The sequence below is a fragment of the Fulvivirga sp. genome, assembly GCF_040220315.1.
Taxonomy (GTDB): Bacteria; Bacteroidota; Bacteroidia; order Cytophagales; family Cyclobacteriaceae; genus Fulvivirga.
On record NZ_JAVJUY010000124.1, the window covers coordinates 1 to 7,698 of the forward strand.

General features: G+C 38.4%; 7 protein-coding genes. All 7 read left to right on the forward strand.

The window, feature by feature from the left end; all coding sequences use genetic code 11:
• On the forward strand, window positions 1–1,227 hold a 1,227-nt coding region (gene murA, locus RLO81_RS05805), incomplete at its 5' end, for a UDP-N-acetylglucosamine 1-carboxyvinyltransferase (protein ID WP_350108550.1).
• A 57-nt stretch (window positions 1,228–1,284) separates the two neighbouring features.
• Window positions 1,285–2,103 carry a mechanosensitive ion channel family protein gene (locus RLO81_RS05810; protein WP_350108553.1) on the forward strand — a complete coding sequence of 273 codons (819 nt, stop codon included), beginning with the start codon at window positions 1,285–1,287 and terminating at the stop codon, window positions 2,101–2,103.
• Window positions 2,104–2,183: 80 nt separating this feature from the next.
• Window positions 2,184–4,433 carry a M28 family peptidase gene (locus RLO81_RS05815; RefSeq protein WP_350108556.1) on the forward strand — a complete coding sequence of 750 codons (2,250 nt, stop codon included), beginning with the start codon at window positions 2,184–2,186 and terminating at the stop codon, window positions 4,431–4,433.
• On the forward strand, window positions 4,430–4,957 hold the full coding sequence (locus RLO81_RS05820; protein ID WP_350108559.1) for a DUF1697 domain-containing protein: 528 nt from the start codon (window positions 4,430–4,432) through the stop codon (window positions 4,955–4,957). Before RLO81_RS05815 ends, RLO81_RS05820 begins: the two co-directional genes overlap by 4 nt.
• Before the next feature lie 2 nt (window positions 4,958–4,959).
• Window positions 4,960–5,496 (forward strand): YfiT family bacillithiol transferase, encoded by a 537-nt coding sequence (locus tag RLO81_RS05825; RefSeq protein WP_350108562.1) that lies wholly within the window; start codon window positions 4,960–4,962, stop codon window positions 5,494–5,496.
• Window positions 5,497–5,540: 44 nt separating this feature from the next.
• The gene (locus RLO81_RS05830) at window positions 5,541–7,055 is read left to right on the forward strand and encodes a sensor histidine kinase (RefSeq protein WP_350108564.1); all 1,515 of its coding nucleotides are present in this window, start codon (window positions 5,541–5,543) and stop codon (window positions 7,053–7,055) included.
• Window positions 7,048–7,698 (forward strand): response regulator transcription factor (locus RLO81_RS05835; protein ID WP_350108567.1); only part of this gene is annotated, 651 nt, incomplete at its 3' end. The genes RLO81_RS05830 and RLO81_RS05835, both read left to right, overlap by 8 nt.

The window sequence follows — 7,698 nt, forward strand, 5'->3', positions numbered from 1 at the left end:
ATAGCGGCTGTATTATTAAGCCCGGAACCTATCACAATCAATAAAATCCCAAATATCAGGGATGTAAATAAACTTATAGAGCTTGTTGGTGATTTAGGTGCCAAAGTAGAAAAACTGGGTGATGAGAGCTATCGTTTTACAGCCAAAAACCTGGACGTAGCCTTTCTTGAAACAGATGAATTTAAAACCAAAGCAGCCTCGTTAAGAGGTTCAATAATGATTCTTGGGCCACTTTTGGCTCGCTATGGCTATGCTAAAATACCTAGGCCGGGTGGCGATAAAATTGGTCGTAGAAGGTTGGACACCCACTTCATAGGCTTTGAAAAACTGGGCGCCAAATTCAACTATTCAAAGAAAGACGCATTTTATAAAATAGATGCTTCCAATCTGCAAGGCTGCTACATGCATCTTGACGAGGCATCCGTAACCGGAACAGCCAATATTTTAATGGCTGCCGTTTTGGCGAAAGGTACAACTACTATTTACAATGCTGCTTGCGAGCCTTACATTCAGCAATTGTGTAAGATGCTTAATCGCATGGGTGCAAAAATTAGTGGCATAGGCTCTAACCTCCTAAATATTGAAGGAGTAGAAAAATTGGGTGGCACTGAGCACACTATGCTCCCAGATATGATTGAGGTAGGCAGTTTCATAGGTATGGCTGCGATGACACAATCAGCTATAACTATTAAAGGTGCAGGAGTTGAGCATTTAGGTTTAATTCCTGACATTTTTAGAAGGCTGGGCATTCAACTCGAAATAAAAGGTGATGATATTCATGTGCCAGCCCAAGAGCGTTACGAAATAGATACTTTTATAGACGGTTCCATTTTAACCATTGCAGATGCTCCGTGGCCGGGCTTCACTCCTGACCTACTGAGTATTGTTTTGGTTACTGCCATTCAGGCAAAAGGAACTGTGCTGGTGCATCAGAAAATGTTTGAAAGTCGCTTGTTCTTTGTTGATAAGTTGATTGACATGGGCGCACAAATTATCCTTTGTGACCCACACAGGGCTACGGTGATTGGTATGGACAGAAAGCAACCTCTGAAAGGCATTAAGATGAGTTCACCTGATATCAGAGCGGGTGTTTCACTTCTAATTGCGGCACTTTCAGCTGAAGGTGAAAGCATTATTTCTAATGTAGAGCAGATTGATAGAGGGTATCAGAACATTGATGCACGATTGAAAGCATTAGGTGCTCAGATCGAGCGAATTGAACAATAATATTTTAAGTGTGTTCATTGGTTGGAAAATTATGAATCAACCATTATCTTGAACTCTATGGAAATATTTGATAAAGGAACTGACTACATGTCACAATATGCAATAGAATATGGCGTCCCTTTACTGAAGGCCATTGCCATACTAGTTATAGGTATTTGGATTATAAAAGCCATTCGAAGAGGAGTAAGAAATAGTCTCTCAAAGAGCAATGTAGATGAATCGCTGCGTCCATTTTTAATTAGCTTACTCTATAATTCATTATTAATACTGCTTATTCTCACTGCATTAAGCACATTAGGAGTACAGATGACTTCATTTGTAGCAATTATTGGTGCAGCAGGTTTAGCAATAGGACTTTCACTTCAGGGTACATTACAAAATTTTGCAGGAGGGGTTATTTTATTAACACTGAGACCTTTTAAAGTAGGTGATTATATAGACGGTGCAGGGTATTCGGGAACAGTACAATCGATACAAATTTTTCAGACATTGTTACTAACGCCAGATAACAAAAAAATAGTAATACCTAATGGTAAGTTAAGTAATGATGGAATTGTGAACTACAGTGCTGAAGATAAAAGAAGAGTGGACATGGTATTTGGTATTGGATATGGTGATGATATTAAAAAAGCCAAGGATATTTTGGTGAGGCTTTGCCAGGAAGATGAAAGGGTTCTTGAGGAACCAGCATTCAGAGTGGATGTTAGTAGTCTGGGTGATAGTTCAGTGAATTTCAATGTTCGTCCTTGGGTTAAAACAGAAGACTACTGGAGTGTTTACTGGGATTTTCAGGAGAAAGTGAAATTAACTTTCGATAAAGAAGGAATCAGCATTCCATTCCCTCAGAGAGATGTTCATATCTATAATGAGAAATAAATTTTAATAAATATTTAACTAAAGCCGTTCCAATTAAGATTTGGAACGGCTTTTTTATTGCCGAATGATTAAATTAAAGCATGAAAAGTAAACTTCTCCTACCAGGGGTATCGCTTGTATTCCTGATTATCATATGCATTGTTTCATTTAATCAAATCACGCCACCCGAGCCGGCATTGCCCGGTTATACTCCGGATAGTTACTCAGCCTATCGTGCTATTGAGCATTTAAAAATTATTGCTAAAGAACCGCACGGCACAGGTACACCAGCACACAAACGAGTACGGAATTACATTTATGATCAGTGTAAAAAGCTTGGTGCCAAAACAAAAGTCCTTACCAACACAGGCATGCAATATCAAGGTGGTACCAATGTTACAGCAGGTACAGCCTATAATATTTTAGCAAAGCTAGAAGGCACTGACAACAGCAAAGCCGTTTTAGTGATGGGTCATTACGATTCGCAACCGAATACTCCCGGAGCTGGTGACGATGGCTCTTCCATTGCCTCTATGTTGGAAGTAATGGAATTATTGGCAAAACAAGGCTCATTAAAGAATGACATCTACTTTTTAATGACTGATCAGGAAGAAGTGGGTCTGCTTGGTGCTGAGGCTTTTGTCAATTCCTATCCGGAGCTTGATGAGATTGGTATGCTTCTCAACTTCGATGCACGAGGAAATACAGGTGTGAATTTTACGTTCGAAACCACTTCAGAGAATGGCTGGATCATGCGAGAATTTTCAAAGGCAGTAGATCAACCTTTAGCTAACGCGTTGGCCTATGAAATTTATAAACTCATGCCTAATGGAAGCGATTTTACTGAGTTTAAAGACACCCACATCAGTGGCCTTAATTCTGCATTTATTGAAGGGCATGCTTATTACCACAGTCCGGAAGATACATGGCAAAACATAAACCTGGGCACATTGCAACATCAGGGCGATTTAATGTGGCAAATGGTGAACCACTTCGGAAATGTCAATCTGAATGAAACAAAAGCAGAAGATGCCATCTTTTTCTCACTGCTGAATCAGGTAGTTATTTATCCGGCCAGCTTAGATTGGCCATTAATCGTTCTTTCGATAGTATTGCTTTGCTTTACCATCTTTTTTCTCAGAAGGAAGCAATCGGTAAACATGTCGGGTGTTTTTAAAGGTGCCGGGCTGTACATAGCACTCCTAATTATCAGCTTTTCTTTGGTATGGATTATCAACTCAATTATACTTTGGCTAAATCCACATTTTAGCAGCTTTTATGGTAATGATTTCTATAATTCGGGTTATTACATCTGGTGTTTTATAGGTGCCTGTACCGTTATTCTTGGGGTCATTCTTAAGTTTTTTGTCAAGTCAACTTCAGGATACAACTTCTTACTGGGATCGTTAATAGTGCAAGCCATTTTGATACTGGTGCTTAAAATTTACGTACCAACAGGCGCTTTCATACTTTATGTTCCGATGATCATTAATTCGGTGCTATTGATAATAGCATCGATAAAACAGCCTATAGAAAACTCGATTGCTCCTTTTTTAATTATAGTGATCCCGGTGCTATTGTGGCTTCCGTTTATATACTTCCTGTTCGTAGTATTCAGTTTTAGTCTGCCTTATGCATCAGCCATTTTTGCACTGCTTCTTCTGCCCTACTTGGCGCCACTTATGCAGCATTGGAATAACATAAACAATCAAATAGTATACGGTTTAGGTGCTTTAATGATTGCTTATGGACTTGTGGCCGGACAACTAACGGCTTCACCTTCTGATGACTACCCTCAGCAGACCACCTTAGTGTATGGTTTAAATTTGGATACAAATGAAGCCATATGGTTTTCTAGACAGAAGCTTAAAGATGAATTCATTTCAAACTATATTAAATCTGATGAGCAGGGGCACATTGAAGAAATTTATTCCAACTCCTCAGCGTGGTACTGGAAGGACGAAGCACCTGTTATGAATATCATGGCTGGTCGTTTTGCCATTCTTAGCGATACAATAGTGAATGATATGCGAGAGCTAACGCTTAAAATTATGCCCGGACATGAAGTTACTTATTTTAACATATCGTTACCTGAAGATGCCTATTTTACTCATATAAATGAAAGAGATTTAGAAGGCGAAATGGCTAGAACATTACGATACTATGGCGCCCCATCAAGTGGGTGTATATTAAAGATAAAAGCTAAGCCAGGATCAATAACAATACCGTTGGTCGAATCTAAAATGTCTATTGCAAACGCATTGCTTACCACACCTTTGCCTGAAGATTTTATTTGGGCACCTGGTTATATGAGTAATAATATGTTCATCAAAAGAACGATCAGCTTATGAAGCACGTTTGTTTGCTTAGAGGGGTAAATGTGAGTGGCTCGAATAAAATTAAGATGGCTGAACTAAGAGAAGCCCTGGAATCAGAAGTAGAGTTAAACAATGTTCAAACCTATATTCAAAGTGGCAATATTATTTTGGACAGTGAATTGGATAAGAATGAAGTAAGTAAAAAAGTGCATCAACTTATTAAGAAATCATTTGGGTTTGATGTGCCAGTTTTGACACTCTCTCAAGGAGAATTAAAAGCTATAAAGTCAGCCAACCCTTATTCGAATTCAGATATAAAAAAGCAGTATTTTGTCTTTTTGTATTCGAAACCTAAGCAAGAGGATATTGAAAATTTAACATCTATTTCTTACACGAATGAAGAATTTACAATCACTAATACTGTGGTCTACTATCATCCAAAAGAGGGCTATGGAAAAGCCAAATTAAGTAATAATGTCTTTGAAAATAAGTTGAAAGTTACTGCAACGGCCAGAAATTTAAATACGTTGGAAACATTGATTAAACTCGCTCAATAACTATGGATTTAGAAAAACTTCGTTACCCAATCGGTAAGTTAAACTATACCGGCTCACCAACTATCGATCAAAGAAATAGATGGATTCAAGACATTGCTGAGTTTCCTGATCAATTAAGAGCTGCTGTGAAAGACTTAACACAAGAACAATTACAGTGGCACTATAGACCGGAAGGTTGGACAATAAGACAATTGGTACATCATTGTGCCGATAGTCATATTAATGCACAATTACGCTTTAAATTAGCTCTTACTGAAGGCTTGCCTACTATCAAACCTTATAAGGAATCTTTATGGGCACAACTACCCGATATTGAGGTAGACATCAGCGTATCTTTAGATTTACTGACGGCCCTGCACAAGAAATGGGTGTATTTATTAGAACGCTTATCAGAAGAAGATTTTAGTAGACAGTATATCCATCCTGAACACAACAAAACATTCGATCTGAACTTTACCGTAGCCATGTATTCATGGCATTGCAGACACCATTATGCACATGTATTGCAAGCTATTGCACATAAAGGTCAGTTCGCTTGAAACCCATCAACAGAATTGCAATAATCTTATTCGTCATCTTTTTGATGCCGGCATTATTTTTTAGTGCTTATGAAATTGCGTCTTTAAATCAGGATGAAGAAGAAATAAACAAGATTTATGAACAACAACTCGAGGCATTTCTCTTTTCCGCCAATCAGTATGCCGATGATGTATTAAATACATGGGTAACCAAACTTGAGGTAGGAATGCGCCTCCACGAAGTGGACACCACCTCAAACGAAGTAAAAAAACTGTTAGATCTTAACCCTTCTATTAATGCGCTCATTGCCTATTATATCAATGATAAAGCAGCTACCATTTATCCACGGGATACCTCTATAGTTCAATACATGAACGGACTTAACAAGCTATTGGCAGATAACAGGGACATTGGAAAAAGGTTAATTAAGTATAGTAAAAGCGGCTTTCAGAAGGTAGAACCTATTAGTTTCAACACAACTAAAGAATTGGTGGTTTTTCTTTTTCATCCTGGCACCAACAATGAAGATAATTTACTTTACGGAATTGTAGTCGACCCAATTCTCTTTATTGAGGATGTTTTGGGCCCTCGTTTACAGTTCATAGCCAAAAATCGATTTGCCCTACAGGCATCCAAATTGAATGAACCTTACCCCATCTATTCCACATTTGATTCTACCAATGTAGAGTCAATAAAGCCAATATTAAACAAAGACTTGTGGCTTTTACCAGATTATAAGTTGGGTATTTCTACAAGAGGCGACTCCATTCAGACACTCATAAAAGAAAGAACCTATACGAATTTAGGTTTGATTCTGGCTTTAGATGTTTTCCTTATTCTGGGTGTCGTACTCGTTTTTAGGAATGTGAAAAAGGAAGTAGAGTTGGCACAAAACAAATCAGAATTTATCTCCAACGTATCGCATGAAATACGTACCCCTCTGGCGCTAATAAGCATGTTCGCAGAAACCCTAGAACTTGGCAGGGTGCCTACTGAGGAAAAGAAAAAGGAATATTATTCCATCATCAATAAAGAAACCCAGCGACTCACGGGCATTGTAAATAAGATATTGAGCTTCAGCCAAATGGATGCGGGCAAGAAACGATTATCATTTGAATCTGTGAATTTAAAGCAGGTAGTAGAAAATGTACTCACCACGTATGAATATCATTTGGAAAAAGAGCAGTTTAAAATTCAAACAGAGCTAGCAGAGGCAAATATAAATGGGGATAAAGATGCACTCACCGAACTCCTTATCAACCTCATTGACAACGCCATCAAGTACTCTGATGAGTCCAAACGTATTGAAATCAACTTGCTGAAAAAAGAGGGTAAAACAATGCTAGCTGTTAAAGATTATGGTGTTGGTATTTCAAAAACCGATCAGAAGTATATTTTCGATAAGTTTTTCAGGGTGTCTACGGGCGACTTAGCAAAAAAACAAGGCACTGGCTTAGGGTTAGCACTGGTAAAACAAATTGTTGATGCCCATAATGCTACTATAGAATTAAAAAGTGATCTTGGAAAAGGCTCTACTTTTATCGTATCTTTTCCTTTAGAAAAAGTAAACAATGGCTAGAATACTAATTGTTGAAGACGAACCCGCCATGCAAATAGGATTGAAAGATAACCTTGAATTTGATGGTTATTCAGTAGAGGTTGCCAGCGATGGGCAAACCGGGCTCGATAAAATTCTGACTAACGAATATGATTTAGTAGTCTTAGATGTCATGCTCCCGAATCTTTCCGGTTTTGATGTCTGTAAGCAGGTTAGAAAGGAAGGAAATGATACACCCATTATTTTACTAACCGCTAGAGGTGAAGAGATTGATAAAGTATTAGGACTTGAGTTGGGTGCAGATGATTACATGACCAAGCCTTTTAGCGTAAGAGAACTGCTGGCACGAATCAAAGCCAATTTAAGGCGCTCATCAAAATCTCAGTCGAGTAATTCAGATACCATAAAAATTGGCAATCTGCAGATTCAGTTTGATGCCTACAAAGCATTTACCCAATCTAATGAAGAAGTAAAGCTCTCGCACAAAGAGTTTGAAATACTTAAGTACCTCCATGAAAATAAGGGCAAAGTGGTTTCGCGATACGATTTACTGGAAAACATTTGGGGCTATGAAGATGATCAGCCAACCACGCGCACTGTGGATAATTTCATTGCCCGGTTACGCCATAAAGTAGAGGTCGATCACAATTCCCCCGAAGTGATC